We start from the raw sequence: 18,820 nt of genomic DNA, 5'->3' as shown, positions 1-18,820 counted from the left end.
GCGACCGAACCTTCGCGGCGGCGCGGGCGGCGGTGGGAGGATGGGTGGGTGCCCGACCCGCAGACCCCCGACCTCGCCGAGCGCGCCCACGGAACCCATGTCGTCGTGGTCGGCGGCGGTGTCGCGGGGCTCGTGGCGGCGTGGGAGTGCGCGAAGCTGGGCATCGCGGTCACGGTGCTGGAGGCCTCGGACCGGCTCGGCGGGGCCTCGAGACGATGACCCTGGACGGGATCGCCGTCGATCTCGTGGCCGACTCGTTCCCGATGGATGCCGCGCCCCTCGCCGCGGTGATCGACGAGCTCGGCCTGCGCGCACAGGTCGAGCCGGCCGCGACCGAGACGGCGTGGGTCGCCTTCCGGGCGGGCGGATCGTCGGGCGCGCTGCGCCGGGCGCCGCTGCCCGGCCCATCCGCCGCAGCCGAGGATTCGGCCGCGCTGGCCGGCATCCCGGCCAATCCGTGGGCTGAGAACGTCCGCCGCATCATCGGCTGGAACGGCGCGTGGCGCGCCTATCTCGACCGCCTGCGGCCGCCGCTCACGATCGGCCGCGAGAGCAGCCTCGGCGCGCTGGTCGCGGGGCGGATGGGTGCCCGTGTGCGTGACCGCCTGGTGGCGCCGCTGACGCACGGCGTCTACGGCGTCGCCCCCGAGGCGATCGACGTCGACCGCGCCGTCCCGGGGCTCTCGGCCGCGCTCACCCGCACCGGGTCGCTCGCGGGCGGGGCCGATCAGCTGCTCGCCGCACGCCCCGCGGCCGACGGGGCGCGCCTCGCGACGCTGCGCGGGGGGATGTCGGACCTCGTCGGCACCCTCGCCGCCCGCCTCGCCGACCTCGACGCCGATGTGCGCACGGGCGCCCGGGTGACAGAACTCGCCCGTGTCGGCGACCGGTGGGTCGTGCGCGTCACGGAGGATACCGCCGCTGCGTCGGAAACGCCGCCCGCGGCCGCGCCGGACGCCGTCGCAACCCCGACCGCGGACGGGCCGGACGCCGTCGCAACCCCGGCGGTCACCGTCGGGGCTGCGAGCCTGACCGCCGATGCCGTCATCGTGGCCACCGGTGCCGCATCCGCCGTCGCGCTGCTCGGCACCGCGGGCGCCGAGGTGGCGGAAACGGCGGCGCCGGTGCGCGACGTCGTGACGCTCGTGGTGGATGCCGCCGGCCTCGACGCGCCGGAGGCCGGCACGGCGGCGGCCGTGTATCCCGCGGCGGGCGCCGCCGAAGCGGCGGGGGTCGTGAACGCCACCGCCATGTGGCCGAGCGTCGCCGAGGCCGCCGGCCCCGACCGATGGGTGCTGCGGGTGAGCCTGCCGGCCGCTGACTCCGCTCGTCGAGACGGCCCCTTACTGTCGACCCGGCCGGAAAATGCCGGGACGCAACCGGCGGGCTCGACCGGAACGGGCAGGCTCGATGCCACGGACGCGCCCGACGCGGCCGACGCGCCCGGCGCGCCCGAGCCGCGCGCACAGGAGCAGGCCGCCGCGCAGGCGGCCCTGCTCCTCGGCGCCGCGCCACTGGCCGTGCGTGCTTGCGCGCAGCGGCGGGTCGTGCTGGAGGAGCCGGCATCCGTCCTCGGCCATGCCGAGCGCACGGCGCTCGCGCGCGCCGCGGTCGCCGCCCGGCCGGGCCTGACGGCCGTCGGCGCGTGGCTGTCGGGCGGGGGCATCGCGGCCGTGGTCGCCGACGCGATCGGGCAGGCCGACGCCGTGCGCCGGAGCGTCCTGTGGGGATCGGACGACCCGTCGTAGCGCACCGGGAAGCCCGTGACGCGGATGGATGCCGGAATCGGAATATAGGACTACCCTGGACAGTCGAGGCATCGCGAAAGCGTGAGGAGACGCCATGAGAGGCAAAGTCGGAATCGTCGTCGGGCTCGCGATCGGATATGTGCTGGGCTCCCGCGCCGGGCGCGAGCGCTACGAGCAGATCAAGTCGGCATACCTGAGCGTGTGGAACACGGCGCCCGTGCAGAAGCAGGTCGACAAGGCCAAGAAGGCGGCGACGTCGGCCGCGCTGGCCCTGCCGAGCGCGGTGTGGAACAGCGCCGTCAAGGTGACCAAGGCCGCGACGGGCAGCGGCACGCCGGGCGAGAAGCTCGACTCGGCGATCAAGGCGGGCAAGGCCTCGAAGGACGACATCGCCCGTGGCGCCGAGAAGAGCGCCGCCGAGGTCCGCAAGGGCGTCGACCAGGTCGCCCACGACCTCAACAACGCCCTGGACGACTGACATGCCCAGCTCGCGCGGGTTTCGAGACCGCTCCGACGACAGCCTGCTGACCCTCGTCGGCGAGGTGCCCGAGCTTGTCCGCAATCTCGTCATCGCCGAGGTCGACTCGGCCAAGGCCTGGGCCGTCAGTGCCGGCAAGGACGCCGGGATGGGCGGCGTGTGGTTTCTCGTCGCCCTGTTCTTCCTGTTCTGGTCGCTGCCGGCGTTGGCCGCGTTCACGATCATCGGCCTGTCGTCATGGATGCCGGCCTGGCTCGCGAGCCTCATCGTCGTCGTCATCGCGCTCGCCGCAGCGGCGGTGTTCGCGCTCATGGGCATCGCGCGCCTGAAGAAGCTCAACCGCTCGAACCCGGTGAAAGCCGTGCAGATCGACGCGAAGATCGTGAAGGATGTGGCCGATGACTTCTGAACTCTCCCTTCCGCGCACGGCCGTGCCCCTCGGGATCACCGACCCGGTCGAAAGCGCCCGCGCAGAGCTCAAGGCGGCGCTGGCGGCGATCGAAGAGAAGGCCAACGTCCCGAAGCGGGTCGCGAAGGCGACCGATCGCGGGGTGACGCAGGCGCGCGCGTTCGCGCAGCGCCAGCCGGCGGCCGCCGTCGCTGCCGTCGTCGGAGTCGCCGCCGCCGTCGGCGTGTTCGTGTGGGGCGCCGTCCGCCTCTACACCCGCTGAGACACCCGCCGACCTCCCGCGCGACCCGCGTCGCTCGGCACCCCGGGCGCGGGGGTATGCTCGACTACCAGGCAGTGGCGACGACGCGATGCTGCCGGCATCCCGCCGACCCGAACGTGGCGGATGCCGGACGCGCGGTCCTCGCGTGTCCCGACTGAGCATCACGAGAGTCGAGCATGAACCCACACCCGCAGGCACCCGCCAAGCCCCTCAAGGGGTGGCGTGTGCTGGTTCCTCGCGGAGGCCCCTGGGGTGACTCGGTCGCGGCGACCCTGCGGGCCCAGGGCGGTGTGCCGGTGATCGCTCCGCTCATCAACTTCGCGCCGTCGACCGATCAGGCCACCCTCGAGGCGGCGCTCGCCGACCTCGCCGCCGGCGTCTTCGACTGGGTCACTCTCACGAGCGCCACCACCGTCGACGTGCTGTACGCGTATCGCGCGGTGATCCCGGCATCCACTCGCGTCGCGGCCGTGGGCGAGACCACCGCCGCGGCGCTCACCGCCGTCGGCTACCGCGTCGACCTCGTTCCCGATGACGACAACTCCGCCGCCGGCATGGCCGAGCAGCTGATCGGCCTCGAACCCGAGCCGCGTCGCATCCTGACGCTGCGCAGCGAAATCGCGAAGCCCGTGCTGACCCGCCGGCTCGGCGAGGCGGGGCACGACGTGCGCAGCGTCGTCGCGTACCGCACCGTCGGGGTGCCGGTCACCGAGCGCATCGCGCGCGATGTCGCGAGCGGTCGCATCAACGCGATCCTCGTCACGAGCGGGTCGGTCGCCGAGCAGGTGCGCGCGCAGTTCCCCGACATCCCCGCCTCGACGGTCATCGCCGCGATCGGCCCGCGCACCGCGAAAGACGCCCGCAGGGCGGGCCTGAGCGTCAGCGCGATCGCCCCGGAGCAGACGGTCGACGGGCTCATCGCGGTCGTGTCGACGTTTCCGCTGCCGCACGCGACGGACGAGTTCGTGTTGTGAGGGAGTCGGCGCTGTGAGGCAGGGGCGCCCGGTCGAGACCGGATCGTTGCACCGGCGGCCCCACGCCGGCCCCGCGACGCTGGCAGACTGAAGCCATGGTCACACTGCTGCTCGACGCGACGCAGCTCGAGGTGGTGCTCTCGGGTGCGGAACGCGCCCTGGCGCGGCGGCACGGCAGCGTCACGGTCGATCGCGCGCACATCTCGAAGGTGCAGCTGACCGACGACGCCTGGAACTGGCTTCGCGGCGTGCCGAACCCCGGCACGCACGTGCGCGGCACGATCGCGATGGGCACCTGGCGCTCCAGCGGCGGCGCCGACTTCGTCATCGTGCGCCGGCGCAGGCCCGCCGTCGTCATCGACCTCGACGGCGACCCGGAGTTCGCCCGCCTCGTCCTGTCGACCCGGCACGGCCGCGCGCTCGTGCAGGCGCTGCGGCTCGACCCCGGCGACGAGGTGCCGCACGAGGTGAGCGCGCTCGCGGCATCCTCCGCGTGACGATGGATGCCGTCAGCTCACGTCGCGGCGCCAGCTGAAGAGGTAGCCGAGCACGAGCAGCACGGCGGCGTAGCCGAGCAGCACGAGGCCGCCGCCCCACCAGGCGAGTCCGTCGTCCGTGGCGCCGCCCAGCGTGGAGTAGATGCTCGTGCCGACGAGGGCATCGGACGCCGCGCCGGGCAGGTAGTGCGTCACGCCCGAGACGCCCTTGACGAAGACGCCGACCATGCGCGCGATCGGCTCGACGAACTGGGTGAAGGCGATCACGCCGACGACGGCCGCGACCTGGTTGCGCACGAGCGTCCCGACGCCGATGCCGATCAGCGTCCACAGCACGAACGCGACGACGATGCGCCCGAGCATCGCCCACGTGCCCGACGCGCCCAGCTGCGTGTCGACGCCGAACGCCGCGAGAATGGCGGCGCCGGGGCCGACGGTTGCGGTGAGCGCCACGACGCCGTAGAGCAGTCCCATGACGATGCCGGCCGCCACCTTGCCGCCCAGCGCCACGCCACGCCGCGGCACCGCGAGGAACGTGGGCGTGAGCGTCTTGTGCCGGAACTCGCCGGTCACGAGCAGAGTGCCGATCAGCAGCGGGAAGACGTAGCCGACCGCCGTCGCCAGGCTGTAGATGATCGGCGCGAGGCTGTCGCCGGGGATCGGGGTGCCGTTGGTGGTGCCGGGGCCGATGATGCCGGCCGCGACGGCGCCGAAGACGCCGGCGAGCCCACCCGCCGTGCTGCCGATGTAGAAGAGGAGCACCAGGCCGAGGATCCACCACAGCGACGTCGTGAACTGCTTGGTCAGCTCCGACCGGGTCGCGTTCGCGAGGCTCATCGCTGGTCACCTTCTTCGGTGGTGCTGGGCTTCTCGGTGGCGTCGGGTTGCGCTGCCGGCGATGCGCCGACCGACTCGTGCACGCGGGTGCCGTTGACGAGATCGAGGAACACCTCCTCCAGGGCGGGCCCTTGCGCTGCAGGTTCGACAGCGCCACTCCCGCACCGGCGGCGATCGCGCCCAGCGCGATCGGGTCGCTGCCGCGCACCGTGAACCCGGTGCGCACCCGGTCGTAGCCGATGCCCGCGGCATCCAGCGCGTGGGCGAGGGCCGCCCGATCGGGGGAGTCGATGACGGTCGTGAAATCGTCGGCGGTCGTGAGGCCGGTGACGTCGCCCTGGTAGACGAGGCGTCCGCGGGAGATGATCAGGAGGGCGTCGACGGTCTGCTGCACCTCGGCGAGCATGTGCGACGAGACGAGCACCGTGCGGCCCTCGCGGGCGAGTTCGCGCAGGAACCCGCGCAACCAGCGGATTCCTTCCGGGTCGAGCCCGTTCGCCGGCTCGTCGAGCACGAGCACGCCCGGGTCGCCGAGCAGCGTGTAGGCGAGGCTGAGGCGCTGACGCATGCCGAGGGAGTAACCGCCGACCTTGCGGCCGGCCGCATCGGCGAGTCCGACGAGGGCGAGCACGGCGTCGATGCGCGACACCGGCAGCCCGGCGGCCTGCGCGTACACCTTGAGGTGGTTCGCGGCCGTGCGGCCGGGGTGGAAGCCCGACGACTCCAGTGCGGCGCCGACGGTCTGCAGCGGCCGGGCGAGCTCGGCGTAGCGCCTGCCGCCGATCGTCGCCGTGCCGCTCGTGGTGCCGATGAGGCCGAGCAGCATGCGCAGCGACGTCGTCTTGCCGGCGCCGTTGGGGCCGAGGAAGCCGGTGACGCGGCCGGGTTCGACGCGGGCGGTGAGGCCGTCGACGGCGGCGATGGGGCCGAAGCGCTTGGTCACCTCGGTGAACTCGAGGACATGTCCTTCGGGCATGGTGGGCCTCTCGTCGTGGTTCCCCTCCATCCTGCCCGATCCGCCGGCATCCCTCGCCCCGCCCCCGCTGAGCCCCCGCGAAACCTCGCAAATGTCCGTGTCGCGCACGCGTTGCACGGCGTGTCGCGAACATCTGTGAGGTTTCGCGAGACCTCGCAAATGTATGACTTTGCGCGGTGTTGCACGGCGTGTCACGAACATTTGCGAGGTTTCGCGAGACTGCGCGAGCGCGGGTTTGGTGCGGCGTAGCCTGGGGGGATGGTGGAGATGGCGGACGACGTCGGCGGTCCGGATGCGGCTGACGCTCCCGAACCGACCGTGCTCGCGCGCGTGGAGGGGCGGGTCGGCCACCTGACCCTCAACCGGCCGCGGGCGATCAACGCACTCGACCTCGGGATGATCCGGCAGCTGACGGCCGCGCTGGGCGCCTGGCGCGACGACCCGGCCGTCGAGACGGTCCTCGTGGACGGTGCCGGCGATCGCGGGTTCTGCGCCGGCGGTGACGTGCGCGGGCTGCGCGAGCAGATCCTCGCCGGGCGGGCCGATCTCACGGCGGGCTTCTTCCGCGCCGAGTACGCGCTCAACGCGGCCATCGCCGAGTTCCCGAAGCCGATCGTCGCGATCGCCGACGGGGTGACGATGGGCGGGGGCATCGGGCTGGCCGGCCACGCGACCGTCCGGCTCGTCACCGAGCGGTCGCGCCTGGCGATGCCCGAGACCCGCATCGGCTTCACCCCCGACGTCGGCGGCTCGTGGCTGCTCGCGCACGCGCCGGGCCGGGTGGGTGAGTATCTCGCACTCACGGGCGACACGATGGATGCCGCCGACGCCGTCTACGCCGGCTTCGCCGACGGCGTGATCGCGAGCGCCGAGCTGGCGGCGCCGTCGGAGCGTTTCGTCTCGTCGCTGCGCTCCTCGGGAGGCGACCGGGGTGAAGCCCCGCCGTCGCGCCTCGAAGCCGCCCGCCCGTGGATCGACGACGCGTTCGTCGCCGGCACCGTCGCCGAGATCGTCGAGCGCCTGCGCGCCCGCCCCGAGCCCGAGGCGGCGGCCGCCGCCGACACCCTCGGCGAGCTGTCGCCGACGGCGTTGACCGTTGCACTGGCCGCCGTGCGCGCGGCGCGCGAGCTGCCGGACCTGCGGGCCGCGCTGGCGCAGGAGTACGGCCTGGTGCTGTGGTTCGCGCAGACGCAGCCCGACCTCGTGGAGGGCATCCGCGCGCAGGTCGTCGACAAGGATCGCCGGCCGCGGTGGCAGCCGGCATCCCTCGCGGCCGTCGAGCCGGGGCTCGCCGCGCGGGCTCTGGCGTGGGTGCCGCCCGTGCCGCTGTGGGACTGACGGGGAGCTGACGCGTGTTCGATTCGCCCCTGTCGGCGTCGCCGTACGAGGTGCTGGCGGTCGCCCCAGACGCCTCCGACGAGGATCTGCGCAAGGCGTATCGCCTGCGACTGCGGCAGACGCATCCCGACACCGGCGGCGATGCCGCCCAGTTCGTGCAGGTGCAGCGGGCGTGGGAGCTGGTGTCGACGCCCGAGGCGCGCGCCGCCTACGACCGCGGGCACGGGTTCGGGGCGGCATCCGCGCCGCAGTACGGGCCGGGAGGGCCGGGGTCGGATGCCGGCTGGCGACCGCCGTCACGACCCGCCGACACGCGGCCCCGAGCGCGGTCGTTCGGACAGCCCGGCGGATGGCGCCGCGAGCGCTACCTGACCCTCATGCGCGAGTGGGCCGGCCGCGGCGCGGCGCTCGATGACCCGTACGATCCCGTGCTCGTGCGCACGGCGCCGCGCGAGGTGAAACGGCTGCTGGCCGACGCGCTCGCCGAGGAGGCGACGGCGCGCATCGTCGGCGACCTGGGCATGGGCTACACGGTGTGGCACGACGTCGCTGGGGGTCTGCGCGACCCCGATGCCAAGCTCGACCACATCGTGCTCGGGCCGAGCGGGCTGTACGCCGTGCTCAGCGAGGACTTCGGCGGGCCCGTGCGCGTCCGCCGCGGCGAGCTGATCGGCGACGGCGTCGTGGGGTCGCCGGTCGCGGGGCTGGCGGCGGCATCCCGCGCGGTCGCCCGCGCGGCGCGCGTGAAGTTCGGCGGCGCGATCGTCGTGCTGCCCGACGACGACGTCGCCACCGCGATCGACGAACTCGGCCGCGTGCGAGGGATGCCGGTGGCCATCGTCGCGCGCTCGGCCCTGTCGACGGTGCTGCGCCGCGGTCTCACCGGAGCCCGCGACATCGGCGGCAACGAGCTGTTCGACGTCCGCACCCGGCTGCAGCAGACGGTGCGGTTCGTCTGAGGCGGCATCCATCGCCGGCGCGGTTCAACGGGGGAGATCCCACATCGAGTAGGAGATGATCGCGTCGGCGGGGAAGACCTCGTTCGCCTCGGTCACGTACACCTCCGTGCCGACGATGCGACCCGTCTCGCTCGAGAGGAACAGGTGCAGCTGCGACCCGCCGCGCGGCGCCTGCACCGACAGGGCGGCGACGGGGCGACCGGCCCGGTCGGTGGTCGTGCCGAGCACCGTCACGCCGTGGGCCTGCGGGAGGAGGGAGAGCATGGCGGCGTGCTGGGCGTTGGTCAGCGTCCACGCCTGCTGCACCGACTCGATCGCGGTGACCAGCGTGAAGCCGTCGGCGCTGTCGCTGAGCCCGAAGTCGGTCAGGAACCGGAGCACGCCCTCGGCCGTGTCGTCGGGCGGCGCGGTGTCGGGCATCTGCGCCTCGCCGGGCGCGTAGTCCATCGACCACAGCACCGAGCCCGGCTCGGGCAGATCATCCGGCAGCGGCGCATCGGACAGGTCGGGCCAGTACGGCTCGCCGACGTACACGGTCATCGATCCCGACTGGTCTTCGGCCCACTCGAACACGCTGGTCTGCGGGAGGATCGTCGTGCTCTGTTGCTCACCGCCGACATCGTCGACCTGGTAGTACCAGCCCGTCGTCACCGCGCCGCGCCGGGCCTCGGCGGGACCGGCGGATGCCGCCAGCGCAGCGGTCGCATCCGCCACCACCTCCTCGACCGACCGGCCGTCGTCGACGAACGTCAGCCGCGGCGGGGTTGCTGCGGCGGCCTGCTCGGCGGGAGCGAGCGGCGAGGCCACCGACCACAGCACGATCAGCACGACGGCGGCCGCGGCTGCCGCCGGCATGAGCAGCGCGGGCCACCAGCGACGCGGTCGCGGCCTCGTGGTTCCGGTGGTGGCGGTGATCCGGTCGCGCACCAGCAGCTGTTCCGACGTGAGCTCGGCGTCGATGGGCGTGCGCGCCGGATCGATCCTCCGGAAGAGGTCGCGGATCCGGTCGTCGTCGTCGATCATCGCCCGCCTCCCGTCGCGGCGGGCTCGGAGTCGGGCTCACCGGCAGACGAGCGGGCGGGGGCGCTTGCGGCTTCGAGCTCGCGGCGCAACCGGGCGCGCACGCGGCTGAGCAGGGTCCACACGGCTCCGGGCCGCATCCCGAGCACGGCTCCGGCCTCGTGCGCCGACAGCCCCTCCCAGTACGTGAGCTCGATCGCCTCGCGCTCGCGTTCGTCGAGCCGGCCGAGCGCCACCCGCAGTGCGAGGTCGTCGGCACGGTCGGCATCGGCCGGCGGCTCTTCGACGCGACGTTGCAGGGCCGCCTCGGCGGAGGCTCGTCGCAGCGAGCTGCGCGACTGGTTCTTCACGAGCAGGCCGGCCGTCGTGTACAGCCAGGGCAGGCCCTGCGGCTCGTCGACGTCGAGCTTGCGCCAGAGCGCTTCGAACACGTCGGCCGCGATCTCCTGTGCGACCTGATCGTCGGCGACCCGCCGCTCGATGTAGCGGAGCACGGCGACGTAGTGCGCGTCGAAGAGCGCATGGAACGTCTGCTGCCTGTCCATCCGTGCCCCTCGGTCGTCATCTCGACACTAGTCGGACGGCCCGACCCTGGGCGCCTGACGTCCACCGTTCCCCGGCATCCGCCCCGCCCCGCCTGCACCCCGCACCGCACCCGCACCGGCCCCGGCCCGCCCCGCCCCGCGCACCTGCCCCGGCATCCGCACCCGCACCTGCACCCGCCCCGCCCGCGCACCGAGACTGCAGTAGTGCACCGAAACTGCAGATGGCAGCTGCAGTCTCGGTGCACCGATGCAGTCTCACCGGAAAGGGAGGGAGAGGGAGGGGGGAGGGAGGGAGAGCGGGAGGGGAGCGGCGGGGCGGTCATCCTAGGCTGGGGGAGTGGAGCCGGCATCCTGGACGTTCCTGATCCTCGCCTGCGCCGTCGTGGCGTTCGTCAGCGGCAGGGTGCCGCTCGCGCTCGTGTCGATGGGGGTGGCGCTCGCGCTGTGGGCGACCGGCGTGCTGACCCTCCCCGAGGCCTTCAGCGGGTTCGGCGACCCGACGGTGCTGTTCATCGCGGCGCTGTTCGTCGTGTCCGAAGCGCTGGATGCCACCGGCGTCACCGCCTGGCTCGGTCACCAGGTCGTCACCCGCGCCGGGCGGGGCCGGGTGCGGCTGACCGTCATCATCGGGGCGCTCGCGGCCGTGCTCGCCGCCTTCATCTCGATCAACGGGGCGGTCGCGTCGCTGCTGCCGGTCGTGGTCGTCGTGGCGGTGCGCGCCGGGCTCGTGCCGTCGAAGCTGCTCGTCCCGCTCGCCTTCTCGGCCAGCGCCGGGTCGCTCCTGACCCTCACCGGCACGCCGGTGAACATCGTCGTGTCCGAGGCGGCGGTCACCGCGGGCGGGCGCGCCTTCGGCTTCTTCGAGTTCGCGCTGGCCGGCATCCCCCTCGTGCTGCTGACCGTGACGATCGTCGCGCTCGCCGGCGACCGGCTGCTGCCGGCGCGCAGCCCCGAGCACCTCGGCGACGTGGCGCCCGATCCGCGCGAGCACGCGCAGCTGCTGCGCGAGAGCTACGACGTCGACCTCGCCACGGGGGCACTGTTCAGCGTCGCGGAGGGCGTCGCCGAGGTGCTCGTCGCCCCGCGGTCGAGCCTCATCGGCCGGGTCGTGTACGCCGGGATGACCACGCGCGACGAGAACCTCGTCATCCTCGGCGTGCGCCGCGGCGACGGCGAGGGGCCGAACGCCTCGCGCGGCACGGGCGTGGCCGGATCGCTGACGCTGCAGGCGGGCGATGCGGTGCTCGTGCAGGGCCCGTGGGCGGCGCTGGAGCGGTACGTGACATCGCCCGACATCATCGCGGTCACCGCCCCTCGGCTGCTGCAGCGCGCCGTGCCGCTGGGTGCCGGCGCGAAGCGGGCGCTCGTCATCCTCGGCGTCATGGTCGTGCTGCTGGCCACGGGCCTCGTGCCCCCGGCCGTCGCGGCGCTGCTGGCCGCCGGCGCTCTCGTGCTCACGCGCGTGCTGACGATTCCGCAGACGTACCGCGCCATCTCGTGGACCACCGTCATCCTCATCGCCGGGATGGTTCCGCTGTCGTCGGCATTCATCTCGACGGGAGCGGCGTCCGTCGTCGCCGATGCCGTCCTCGCCGTCATCGGCACCGGCTCGCCGTACCTCGCCCTGCTCGTGCTGTGCGTGCTCACGATGGTGCTCGGGCAGTTCATCTCGAACGTCGCGACCGTGCTCATCGTCACCCCCATCGCGGTGGCGATCGCGCACAGTCTGAGCCTCAGCATCCAGCCGTTCCTGATGGCGCTGACGGTCGCCGGCGCCGCCGCCTTCCTCACCCCGGTCGCGACACCGGCGAACCTCATGGTGCTCCAGCCCGGCGGATACCGCTTCGGCGACTACTGGCGCCTCGGCTCTCTGCTCATGGTCGTCTTCCTCGCCGTCGCGGTGCTGTACGTGCCGCTCGTGTGGCCGTTCTGACCCGAGCTGCACCCGAGCCCGTCTGCGGGCTCAGCCGACGAGGCCGAACAGCTCCAGCGGATGCGTGAGACGCCACCACGGGTCGGGGTCCGGGATGTCGGCGGTCAGGTGCACCGCGACGGTCGCCGCGTCGAGCGGCCCCGCGATGCTCACGGTGCCGACGGCGTCGTCGGCGGCGCGGGCATCGCCGAGGTCGAGGCTGACGGCGGGGGTCGCCGAGGCACCGTTCCACAGGAGAACGGAAGCATCGGCATCCGTCACGATCGTCGCCTGCGCGCCCCACGGCGTCGTCACCGTGCCGGCGAGCGTGCCCGCGGGGAGCACCTGCGGGGTCGCCACCTCGGCCGCCACCGCGTCGAGCAGCCGGGCCGTCTCGCTGGCGCGCGCCTCGTCGGTCGGCTGCGCGAGCGTCGCGGCGTAGACGCGCACGGCGACCTCGCCGACGGTCACGTCCTTCGCGGCGAGCAGGTTGTACACCCCCGACAGGCTGCCGGTCTTCAGGCCGACGACGGCGGGGTCGGCGAGCAGGTCGTTGGTGTTCTGCACGACGCCGGCGCCGGGAAGCTCGACGGAGGGCGTACGGACGATCTCGGCGACGACCGGATTGGCGAGGGCGAGCCGGGCGAGCGCGATGAGCGCACCGGGCGCCGCGGCGTTCGCGGGGTCGATCCCGGTCGGCTCGACGACCGTGATCCCCGTGAGGCTGTGCCGTGACAGCCACGATGCCGCCGCCGCCGCGAACACCTCGTCGGTCGGCCAGATCGTGCTGGCGAGCCGGTCGGTGTAGTTGCCGGCCGACCCGATCAGGATGCCCTGCAGCATCTGATACTGCGTCAGCACCCCGTCGACGGGGACGTTCAGGGCCGACTCGTCGTTCTCGAGGTAGCTGTAGTAGGTCTGCCGGTCGCGGTAGGTGAACGCGAAGTCGGGCCCCTGCTCGCCGGGCGCGAGCGGCATCTCGTCGAGCACCATCAGCACCGTGACGAGCTTCGTGATGCTCGCGATGGATGCCGGGTCGCCGCTGGATGCGGCGACGGTGTCGAAGCCGTTCACGCCCACCGCGGCCGAACCCGACTCGGGCCAGGCGACCGCCGACGCCGGCGCGACGAGGTCGGGCACCGCCGCCTCCGTCACCACCGGGGGCACGGCGTGCAGGGGCCACAGCAGGGTCGTCGCGGCATATGCCCCGGCCAGTGCGAGCGCGACCAGCACCGGCATGACGGTGCCCGGGCGCAGTGGCGAGCGTCGCGGACGACGGGCGAGCAGGTCGGGGGCGATGGCGGGGGCGCCGGCATCCGCCTCGTGCAGCTCGCGCGAAGCCGGTCGCACCGTGACCGCGTCGTCCGGGAGCCAGGCCAGCGCCGTGCGTCCCTGCGGATTGGTGACGACGGTGGCGGCCTGCTCGCGAAGCGCGCGCCGCGAGGTCGGGGGCGCGTCTTCGATGGTCACCCGCTAAAGCTACCCGTTCACGGCTATAATCGACGCCATACCCACGGGAGTCCGGTGAGCCGGGCTGAGAGGAAGCGATCCACGCTTCGACCGTCGAACCTGATCCGGATCATGCCGGCGCAGGGAGGAGAATCACATGCACGCTTCTGCGTCCACCGTTTCCCGTTCGGATGCCGCGGTCAGCGGCCGCTCCCGCTGGAGGATCGTCGACATCGTCGTCGCCAGTGTCGTCGCGGTGGCCTGCGCCCTGCTGTTCGCCGTCTGGGGCGTCGCCTACGAGGGCCCGAGCGCGGTGCTCAAGCCCCTGCTGCCCGGGCTGCAGGGTCTGCTCGCCGGGCCGTGGCTCATCGCGGGGGTGCTCGGCGGCCTGATCATCCGCAAACCGGGCGCCGCCCTGTACACCGAGCTCGTCGCGGCGACGCTCTCGGCGCTGATCGGCAACCAGTGGGGGCCGCTGACGATCGTGTCGGGGCTCGTGCAGGGGCTCGGGGCCGAGCTCGTCTTCCTCCTGTTCTTCTATCGGGTGTTCTCGCTGCCGGTCGCGGTGCTGGCGGGGGCTGTGGCGGGCCTGGCGTGCGGCGTCAACGATCGCATCCTCTGGTACGCCGGGGTCGACACGCTGTTCACGACCGTCTACATCGCGTCGACGACCGTGTCGGGCGCGGTGATCGCCGGGGCCGGGGCGTGGCTCGTCGTGCGGAGCCTCGCCGCGACCGGGGCGCTGGAACGCTTCGCCGCGGGGCGCGAGACCGCTCGGCGTGTCTAGCCCGGGCGCCGCTGCCGGGCCGGCGTCCGTCGAGGCGCGCGACTGGGGCTGGCGGTACGCGACCCGGCGGGCGTGGGCGGTGCGCGAGGCGACCTTCCGCGTCGCGGCGGGCGAGCGGGTGCTGCTGCTCGGTGCCTCCGGATCGGGCAAGTCGACGCTGCTGCGCGGGGTCGCCGGCATCCTGGGCGGCGATGACGAGGGCGAGACGCTCGGCGCGCTGCTCGTCGACGGCGCCCCGGCGGTGCGGGCGCGGGGGCGCGCCGCGATGGTGCTGCAGGATCCGGATGCCGCCGCCGTCCTCGCCCGCGTCGGCGACGACGTCGCGTTCGGCTGCGAGAACCTCGGGGTGCCGCGGGAGGAGATCTGGCCGCGGGTGCGCGCGGCCCTGGATGCCGTCGGCCTCGACGTCGCGCTCGACCGTGCGACGTCGGCGCTGTCGGGCGGGCAGCGGCAGCGGCTGGCGCTCGCCGCCGCGCTCGCGATGCGGCCGGGCGTGCTGCTGCTCGACGAGCCGACGGCGAACCTCGACCCCGACGGCGTGCGCGAGGTGCGCGACGCCGTCGCGGCGGTGCTCGACGCGACGGGCGCGACGCTGCTGGTCGTCGAGCACCGTGTCGACGTGTGGCTGCCCGTCGTCGACCGCGTCGTCGTGCTGGGCGCCGGGGGCGGGGTCCTCGCCGACGGCGCGCCCGACGCGGTCTTCGCCGCGCAGGCCCCGCGCTCGCCGCCGCCGGCGTGTGGGTGCCCGGGTGGCGACCCGCGCTGCCGGGGCAGGCGGGCGCGTCGGGTGCGGCGGGCGCTTCGGGTGCGGCGGATGCTTCGGGTGCGGCGGATGCGTCGCGTGTGGCGACCTCGTCGGGTGCGCGGGGCGTGCCTCCCGAGCCGGGTGTGGCGTCGGTGCCAGGGGCGCCCGCGGCGTCGGGCGCCGCGCCGGTGTGGGGTGCGCCTTCCGTGCCGGGTGCGGCTGCGGGTGTGGCGGGGCGGCCCGCCGGGTCGGGTGCGGGGCTGTCGCGTGTGCTTCCCGAGCCGGGTGTGGCGTCGGTGCCAGGGGCGCCCGCGGCGTCGGGCGCCGCGCCGGTGTGGGGTGCGCCTTCCGTGCCGGATGCGGATGCGGCTGCGGGTGTCGCGAGTGTGCCTCCCGAGCCGGGTGAGCCCGGTCGGCCCGCCGGGCCGTCGGTGGGCGTCGGATCGGTGGCTGGCGGTCTCGTGCCGTTGCCGTCAGCCGTCCCGCGCGGCGTGCCGTCGCCGCAGGCTCGCGCCGCCGGGCTGGGCGAGCCGCTGCTGACGGCGCGCGGGCTCGTCGTGGGCCGCACCCACGGTATCCCCGCTGCCGGTCCGCTCGACGTGGACGTGCGTGGGGGAGAGGTGCTCGGCATCACGGGGCGGAACGGTGCCGGCAAGTCGACCCTGGCGCTGACGCTCGCGGGACTGCTCCCCGCGCACGGCGGCGAGGTGACGGCATCCGCCACCCTCGTCGGCGACCTCCGTGTGCGGCGCGGGCGGGTCGACGACCCGTTCGCGTGGTCGTCGCGGGCGCTGCTGACCCGCATCGGCACGGTGCTGCAAGACCCCGAGCACCAGCTGCTCGGCAGGACCGTGCGCGGTGAGCTCGAGGTCGGGCCGCGCGCGCTCGGGCTGCCCGACGCCGAGATCGCGCGTCGCGTCGACGAGCTGCTGCAGCGGCTGCGGCTCACCGCGCTCGCCGAGGCCAATCCGTACACCCTCTCGGGCGGGCAGAAGCGTCGGCTCACCGTCGGCGCGATGCTCGCGACGCGCCCGCGCGTCATGGTGCTCGACGAGCCGACGTTCGGGCAGGACGCCGTCACCTGGGCCGAGATCGTCGCCCTCGTCGCCGAGGTGCGCGACGACGGGGCCGGCGTCGTCGTGGTCACGCACGACGATGCCGTGCTGTCGGCGCTGAGTGCCCGCGAACTGCCCGTGGCGCCCGCCGATCTCGGTTCACAACTCCGGCTGGATCGGCCTTTCGGGGGTGAAACCTGCCCGAAATCGACGGTTCCGCCTGAGTCGCGCGCCGCGCCATCGGCTTCTGAGCCGTGCGTCGGGTCCACCGCCGACGGTGCCAAACGCAGGGTGGATCGGCCGTCCGGTGATGAAAACCGTCCCGGTCGGTCGGTTGGCCCTGCGTTTGGCGCGCCGCCGGGCGCCGCGCCGCCGGGTGCGGCGCCGTCGGGTGCCGCGCCGCCGGGCGGGACGCCGGGGGCAACCTCGTGAGCGCCGCGAGAGCCTCGCGGGCGGGGAGTGTGCGGGGCGGTGGCGTCGCGTCCGTGACCCGCTCGGCGGCCGGAGTCGCCGGCGTCAACCCGGTCGCGAAGCTCGGCGCGGCGCTGCTGATCGCGCTGCCGCTCGTGCTCACGATCGACCCGGTGTCGGCGGCCGTCGCGTTGGTGCTGGAGGTGCCGTTGCTCGCGGCATCCGGGGTGTCGTGGGGTCTCTTCTGGCGACGCACCTGGCCGGTCTTCGTCGCCGCGGCGGCGGGCGCGCTGACCATCGCGCTGTACGGCGCGACGAGTGGGCACGTTCACGTCGAGTGGCTGTTCGTGCGGATCAGCGACGGGTCGCTCTGGCTCGCACTCTCGACGTTGCTGCGGGTGCTGGCGATCGGATTGCCCGCCGTCGTCCTGTTCGTGACGGTGGATGCCACCGACCTCGCCGACGGCCTCGCCCAGCGCGTGCGGCTGCCGGCGCGATTCGTGCTGGGGGCGCTGGCCGCGATGCGTCTCGTGGAGACGCTCGGCGAGGATTGGCGCCAGCTCGCCCTCGCGCGGCGCGCGCGGGGGGTCGCCGACACGGGCCGGGTGCGGCGGCTGCTCGGGATGGTGTTCGCGGTGTTCGTGCTGGCGATCCGCCGCGGCACGAAGCTCGCGACCGCGATGGAGGCGCGGGGCTTCGGCGCCCCTGGCGCACGGACGTGGGCGCGCGCGTCGCCGTGGGGCATGCGCGCATGGATGCTGCTCGCCGCCGGCCTCGCCATCGGCCTGCTGTCGGTCGCGGCCGCGGTGTGGGCCGGGACGTGGCGCTTCATCCTCGGTGCATGAGCGACCGGCATCCCCGGCTGGCATACCATGGGTATACTCGAGGTATGACAGTGACGACGATCAAGGTTCCGCGCGGACTGCGCGACCGGCTCGCCGAGCGTGCTGCGTCGCAGGGCACGACGCTCGCCGGTGCGATCGAGTCTGCGCTCGATGCCAGCGACGAACAGCATTTCTGGGACGCGGTCCGGGCGGAACACGCCACGCTGTCGGCCGACGATCGTTCGGTGTATCTGCGCGCGGGCGGCACGGACGATCTGTCCGACGGCGCCGACGACGAACTCAGCGAGCGCGGCGGGTGGTGAAGCGCGGCGACGTCTACCTCGCCGCCCTCGGTGAGCCTGTCGGTCACGAGCAGGCGCTGCGCCGACCGGTGGTCATCGTGAGTGCGGAGGCGTGGCTCGCTTCGGAGCCCCCGGTCCTCACAGTGGTCCCTGTCACCCGCACCTTCCGGAACAGATCCACGCATGTCGAGGTCGAACCGGGCGTTTCCGGCTTGCGTGCGACGAGCTACGCGAAGTGCGAAGACGTTCGCTCGATCTCTCCGCTCCGGCTGGAGCATCGATTCGGTCGAGTCGACGACGTCACGCTCGCACGTGTCGACCTCATCCTGCGGCGCCTCCTCGGCCTCTGAGGCGTCGCTCGGCAGTGTGGCTAAGCGCCGTCGAGCAGCCGCACGAGGCGGCGCGGGGCGGTGGCGCGGTACGACGCGTCGAGCAGTTCGGCGATCTCGTCCCAGTCGGAATCCGTCGTCAGGTCGATCGCGAGCCAGCCGCGCGGCCACAGGTACGCCGGTTCCCAGAACCGCGCATCCTGACGCAGCGCGGGTGCGTCGTCGGGGTCGGGGCGCAGCAGCAGCGCCGTGTCGTGCCGCTCGGCGGTGCGCCCGCGGGGCGATCCGCCGTAGGTGGCGAACGCCCGCTCGGTGTGGAACATCGGACGCCCGTGCGCGATCTTCTCCGCCGCCTCGGGCAGCACCAATGCGAGGGCCCGCAATCGCACCAGCAGCGGGTCGGCGTCGTCGAACATGATCGGATGCGTCATGACACCATCGTGCCGCGGTCTCAGGTCGCGTTCCAGAGGTCGCGGTAGTAGGCGACCCGCTCGCGGTCGGGCTCGATGCCGTAGGCGACGATGAGGGCGGCCTCCCAGCCGGGGCCGTAGTTCCACCCGGTGCTCATCGCGGCCACGGCGATGTCGGCCCAGCGGTCGGCGATGCCGAGTGCGCCCAGGTCGACGTGCGCGAGCCACCGGCCGTCGGCGCTGAGCAGCGTGTTGGGCGCGCACGCATCGCCGTGGCAGACGACGAGCTGGTCGATCGGCGGCGGTTCGCGCAGCGCGTCGGGTACCCGGATGCCGCGACCGCGCGCGTTCGCCACGCGCGTCGGGACGGTCCACTCGAACGGACACTCGGCGACCGGGAGCGCGTCGTGCAGCCCGCGCCCGCCCCTCTCGACCGGTTCGCGTGCCAAACGCAGGGCGAAACGGGGTCGGCGGCCGGATTTCGCGCGCGGAACGCGGATTCACCCTGCGGTTGGCACACGACACCGTTGCGCTCCGTCGCGGCGTGGGACTG

Annotated in this window: 21 protein-coding genes, 2 pseudogenes and 1 riboswitch; of the genes and pseudogenes, 16 read left to right on the top strand and 7 right to left on the bottom strand. The window is 73.8% G+C overall.

From position 1 onward, the window contains the following. Positions 1-48 precede the first annotated feature (48 nt). The 7 genes from QM720_RS03960 to QM720_RS03930 all read left to right on the top strand — a co-directional run bounded on the left by QM720_RS03960 (position 49) and on the right by QM720_RS03930 (position 4,368). Positions 49-219 (top strand): FAD-dependent oxidoreductase, encoded by a 171-nt coding sequence (locus QM720_RS03960; RefSeq protein WP_415124856.1) that lies wholly within the window; start codon positions 49-51, stop codon positions 217-219. Next, positions 216-1,748 (top strand): protoporphyrinogen/coproporphyrinogen oxidase, encoded by a 1,533-nt coding sequence (locus QM720_RS03955; RefSeq protein ID WP_415124855.1) that lies wholly within the window; start codon positions 216-218, stop codon positions 1,746-1,748. The genes QM720_RS03960 and QM720_RS03955 overlap by 4 nt, the downstream gene beginning before the upstream one ends. 94 nt (positions 1,749-1,842) lie before the next feature. Then, the gene (locus tag QM720_RS03950) at positions 1,843-2,226 is read left to right on the top strand and encodes a hypothetical protein (RefSeq protein WP_415124854.1); all 384 of its coding nucleotides are present in this window, start codon (positions 1,843-1,845) and stop codon (positions 2,224-2,226) included. A gap of 1 nt (position 2,227) precedes the next feature. Next, complete coding sequence (locus tag QM720_RS03945; RefSeq protein WP_415124853.1) at positions 2,228-2,635, top strand: phage holin family protein; 408 nt, start codon at positions 2,228-2,230, stop codon at positions 2,633-2,635. Beyond that, on the top strand, positions 2,625-2,897 hold the full coding sequence (locus QM720_RS03940; RefSeq protein ID WP_415124852.1) for a hypothetical protein: 273 nt from the start codon (positions 2,625-2,627) through the stop codon (positions 2,895-2,897). Before QM720_RS03945 ends, QM720_RS03940 begins: the two co-directional genes overlap by 11 nt. Positions 2,898-3,073: 176 nt before the next feature. Further along, on the top strand, positions 3,074-3,871 hold the full coding sequence (locus tag QM720_RS03935) for a uroporphyrinogen-III synthase (RefSeq protein ID WP_415124851.1): 798 nt from the start codon (positions 3,074-3,076) through the stop codon (positions 3,869-3,871). Positions 3,872-3,966: 95 nt separating this feature from the next. After that, positions 3,967-4,368, top strand: coding sequence for a hypothetical protein (locus QM720_RS03930; RefSeq protein ID WP_415124850.1), 402 nt, complete (start codon positions 3,967-3,969; stop codon positions 4,366-4,368). Positions 4,369-4,380: 12 nt separating this feature from the next. On the opposite strand, the gene QM720_RS03925 is transcribed toward QM720_RS03930, so the two are convergent. Next, positions 4,381-5,205: an ABC transporter permease gene (locus tag QM720_RS03925; protein WP_415124849.1), complete on the bottom strand. Its 825-nt coding sequence runs from the start codon at positions 5,203-5,205 to the stop codon at positions 4,381-4,383. A 466-nt stretch (positions 5,206-5,671) separates the two neighbouring features. Beyond that, positions 5,672-6,181, bottom strand: a pseudogene (locus QM720_RS03920) (ATP-binding cassette domain-containing protein); the annotation flags it as partial. Between the two features lie 258 nt (positions 6,182-6,439). Between QM720_RS03920 and QM720_RS03915 the strand changes: the two are divergent. Then, positions 6,440-7,519 carry a 3-hydroxyisobutyryl-CoA hydrolase gene (locus QM720_RS03915; protein WP_415124848.1) on the top strand — a complete coding sequence of 360 codons (1,080 nt, stop codon included), beginning with the start codon at positions 6,440-6,442 and terminating at the stop codon, positions 7,517-7,519. Between the two features lie 14 nt (positions 7,520-7,533). Further along, complete coding sequence (locus QM720_RS03910; protein WP_415124847.1) at positions 7,534-8,478, top strand: J domain-containing protein; 945 nt, start codon at positions 7,534-7,536, stop codon at positions 8,476-8,478. Between the two features lie 24 nt (positions 8,479-8,502). On the opposite strand, the gene QM720_RS03905 is transcribed toward QM720_RS03910, so the two are convergent. Beyond that, a complete protein-coding gene (locus QM720_RS03905) occupies positions 8,503-9,501 on the bottom strand; it encodes a hypothetical protein (protein WP_415124846.1) in 999 nt (332 codons plus the stop codon). Continuing rightward, entirely contained in the window at positions 9,498-10,043 is a 546-nt protein-coding gene (locus QM720_RS03900; protein WP_415124845.1) for an RNA polymerase sigma factor, read from the bottom strand. The genes QM720_RS03905 and QM720_RS03900 overlap by 4 nt, the downstream gene beginning before the upstream one ends. Positions 10,044-10,380: 337 nt before the next feature. Between QM720_RS03900 and QM720_RS03895 the strand changes: the two genes are divergently transcribed. Then, entirely contained in the window at positions 10,381-11,976 is a 1,596-nt protein-coding gene (locus tag QM720_RS03895) for an SLC13 family permease (protein ID WP_415124844.1), read from the top strand. A gap of 30 nt (positions 11,977-12,006) precedes the next feature. Here QM720_RS03895 and QM720_RS03890 read toward each other — a convergent pair whose 3' ends face one another. Beyond that, positions 12,007-13,425, bottom strand: coding sequence for a D-alanyl-D-alanine carboxypeptidase (locus QM720_RS03890; RefSeq protein ID WP_415124843.1), 1,419 nt, complete (start codon positions 13,423-13,425; stop codon positions 12,007-12,009). Positions 13,426-13,458: 33 nt separating this feature from the next. Continuing rightward, positions 13,459-13,568, top strand: a riboswitch (TPP riboswitch). Here QM720_RS03890 and QM720_RS03885 point away from each other — a divergent pair. The 6 genes from QM720_RS03885 (at position 13,562) to QM720_RS03860 (ending at position 17,878) form a co-directional block, all read left to right on the top strand. Next, positions 13,562-14,191, top strand: coding sequence for an ECF transporter S component (locus QM720_RS03885; RefSeq protein ID WP_415124842.1), 630 nt, complete (start codon positions 13,562-13,564; stop codon positions 14,189-14,191). It overlaps the preceding riboswitch by 7 nt. Continuing rightward, the gene (locus QM720_RS03880) at positions 14,184-15,476 is read left to right on the top strand and encodes an ABC transporter ATP-binding protein (RefSeq protein WP_415124841.1); all 1,293 of its coding nucleotides are present in this window, start codon (positions 14,184-14,186) and stop codon (positions 15,474-15,476) included. Before QM720_RS03885 ends, QM720_RS03880 begins: the two co-directional genes overlap by 8 nt. Then, complete coding sequence (locus QM720_RS03875) at positions 15,428-16,423, top strand: ABC transporter ATP-binding protein (RefSeq protein ID WP_415124840.1); 996 nt, start codon at positions 15,428-15,430, stop codon at positions 16,421-16,423. The genes QM720_RS03880 and QM720_RS03875 overlap by 49 nt, the downstream gene beginning before the upstream one ends. Before the next feature lie 53 nt (positions 16,424-16,476). Beyond that, on the top strand, positions 16,477-17,247 hold the full coding sequence (locus QM720_RS03870; RefSeq protein WP_415124839.1) for an energy-coupling factor transporter transmembrane component T family protein: 771 nt from the start codon (positions 16,477-16,479) through the stop codon (positions 17,245-17,247). 44 nt (positions 17,248-17,291) lie between these two features. Then, a complete protein-coding gene (locus QM720_RS03865; RefSeq protein ID WP_415124838.1) occupies positions 17,292-17,549 on the top strand; it encodes a hypothetical protein in 258 nt (85 codons plus the stop codon). After that, a complete protein-coding gene (locus QM720_RS03860; protein ID WP_415124837.1) occupies positions 17,543-17,878 on the top strand; it encodes a type II toxin-antitoxin system PemK/MazF family toxin in 336 nt (111 codons plus the stop codon). Before QM720_RS03865 ends, QM720_RS03860 begins: the two co-directional genes overlap by 7 nt. A 20-nt stretch (positions 17,879-17,898) precedes the next feature. Here QM720_RS03860 and QM720_RS03855 read toward each other — a convergent pair whose 3' ends face one another. Then, positions 17,899-18,288: an MmcQ/YjbR family DNA-binding protein gene (locus tag QM720_RS03855; RefSeq protein WP_415124836.1), complete on the bottom strand. Its 390-nt coding sequence runs from the start codon at positions 18,286-18,288 to the stop codon at positions 17,899-17,901. Between the two features lie 20 nt (positions 18,289-18,308). Then, positions 18,309-18,701, bottom strand: a pseudogene (locus QM720_RS03850) (phosphotransferase); the annotation flags it as partial. Positions 18,702-18,820: the final 119 nt, after the last annotated feature.

Origin of the sequence: Microbacterium sp., from assembly GCF_047602155.1 — a bacterium.
Taxonomy (GTDB): Bacteria; Actinomycetota; Actinomycetes; order Actinomycetales; family Microbacteriaceae; genus Microbacterium.
Note: the sequence above shows the minus strand (reverse complement) of the source record. Positions and strands in the feature narration are given on the sequence as shown.

Bases quoted from the DNA above. Each gene is read 5' to 3' on its own strand.
- QM720_RS03955 (WP_415124855.1), top strand. From the start codon at position 216: ATGACCCTGGACGGGATCGCCGTCGATCTCGTGGCCGACTCGTTCCCG.
- QM720_RS03950 (WP_415124854.1), top strand. From the start codon at position 1,843: ATGAGAGGCAAAGTCGGAATCGTCGTCGGGCTCGCGATCGGATATGTG.
- QM720_RS03945 (WP_415124853.1), top strand. From the start codon at position 2,228: ATGCCCAGCTCGCGCGGGTTTCGAGACCGCTCCGACGACAGCCTGCTG.
- QM720_RS03940 (WP_415124852.1), top strand. From the start codon at position 2,625: ATGACTTCTGAACTCTCCCTTCCGCGCACGGCCGTGCCCCTCGGGATC.
- QM720_RS03935 (WP_415124851.1), top strand. From the start codon at position 3,074: ATGAACCCACACCCGCAGGCACCCGCCAAGCCCCTCAAGGGGTGGCGT.
- QM720_RS03930 (WP_415124850.1), top strand. From the start codon at position 3,967: ATGGTCACACTGCTGCTCGACGCGACGCAGCTCGAGGTGGTGCTCTCG.
- QM720_RS03925 (WP_415124849.1), bottom strand. From the start codon at position 5,205: ATGAGCCTCGCGAACGCGACCCGGTCGGAGCTGACCAAGCAGTTCACG.
- QM720_RS03915 (WP_415124848.1), top strand. From the start codon at position 6,440: ATGGTGGAGATGGCGGACGACGTCGGCGGTCCGGATGCGGCTGACGCT.
- QM720_RS03905 (WP_415124846.1), bottom strand. From the start codon at position 9,501: ATGATCGACGACGACGACCGGATCCGCGACCTCTTCCGGAGGATCGAT.
- QM720_RS03900 (WP_415124845.1), bottom strand. From the start codon at position 10,043: ATGGACAGGCAGCAGACGTTCCATGCGCTCTTCGACGCGCACTACGTC.
- QM720_RS03885 (WP_415124842.1), top strand. From the start codon at position 13,562: ATGCACGCTTCTGCGTCCACCGTTTCCCGTTCGGATGCCGCGGTCAGC.
- QM720_RS03865 (WP_415124838.1), top strand. From the start codon at position 17,292: ATGACAGTGACGACGATCAAGGTTCCGCGCGGACTGCGCGACCGGCTC.
- QM720_RS03855 (WP_415124836.1), bottom strand. From the start codon at position 18,288: ATGACGCATCCGATCATGTTCGACGACGCCGACCCGCTGCTGGTGCGA.